Origin of the sequence: Paractinoplanes deccanensis (assembly GCF_016862115.1) — a bacterium.
Lineage (GTDB): Bacteria > Actinomycetota > Actinomycetes > Mycobacteriales > Micromonosporaceae > Actinoplanes > Actinoplanes deccanensis.
The window spans coordinates 1-1,039 of the sequence record NZ_BOMI01000248.1 but is presented as its reverse complement, the minus strand read 5'-3'; the positions used below and the strand labels follow the sequence as shown (position 1 = coordinate 1,039).

The 1,039-nt window shown below is 69.6% G+C and carries 1 protein-coding gene; it reads left to right on the top strand.

From position 1 onward, the window contains the following. On the top strand, nucleotides 1–1,027 hold a 1,027-nt coding region (locus tag Ade02nite_RS48855), incomplete at its 5' end, for an IS110 family RNA-guided transposase (RefSeq protein WP_239169643.1). Between the last annotated feature and the right edge of the window lie 12 nt (nucleotides 1,028–1,039).

Sequence of the window (1,039 nt, the reverse complement as noted above, 5' to 3'; positions counted from 1 at the left end):
GGTCGATGACCTCGGCCGCAAGCTCGGCGAAAAGACCGTGGCAGCGACCAGCGAAGGTCATCTCAGCGCCGTGCAATGGGCCGCGCAGTGGCCCGACATGCGGTTCGCGGTCGAGGACTGCCGGCACCTGACCCGGCGCCTAGAAGGTGACCTGCTGCGTGCCGGATGCGCGGTGGTGCGCGTGCATACCCGGCTGATGGCGGCGGCGCGACGCACCGGCCGAGAGCGGGGCAAGTCCGACCCGATCGACGCCGAAGCCGTCGCCCTGGCCGCGCTGCGCGACCCCGACCTGCCCGTTGCCCGTCTCGACGGACCGACGCGCCAGGTGAAACTGCTGGCCGATCACCGGCACGACCTCGTGGTCGAACGCACCAAGCTCTGCGGCCGGCTGCGCTGGCACCTGCACGAACTCGACCCGGAACTGCACGTTCCCTCCCGCGGCCTGCGCCGCTTCCACGTGCTTGACGAACTGGCGACCGAGCTCGACCGCTTCGACGGCACCGTCGCCCGGATCGCCCGCGAGCTGGTCGCGCGTTGCCGCGACCTTACGACACAGATCAACGCCCTGGAACGCGAGCTCGAACACCTGGTCAAACGACTCGGGCCGAGCCTGCTCGCCATTCCCGGCGTCGGTGCGCTCGGCGCGGCGACCATCCTGGGAGAGACCGCCAGTGCCTCCCGCTTCAAGTCCAAGCACGCCTTCGCCCGGTTCAACGGCACCGCGCCAGTCCCCGTGTGGTCGAGTAACAAGGTCCGCGTGCGTCTCAACCGCGGCGGCAACCGGACCGTCAACTCGGCCCTTCACATGGCCGCGGTCACCCAAAGCCGAGGTATCGGACCCGGCAAGGCCTACGTCGACAAGCTGCTCAGCGAGGGCAAGACCCGCACCGAGGCACTGAGGCTCCTGCGTCGGCGCCTCTCCGACCGGGTGTTCTCCGCGCTCCTCATCGACGAACGCTCGCAGCAGCAACCCGCCGCAGTCACCCCGATCAGCCGACCGAGCCGCACGCTGCAGAAGGCGGCTTGACATAGGAGCATC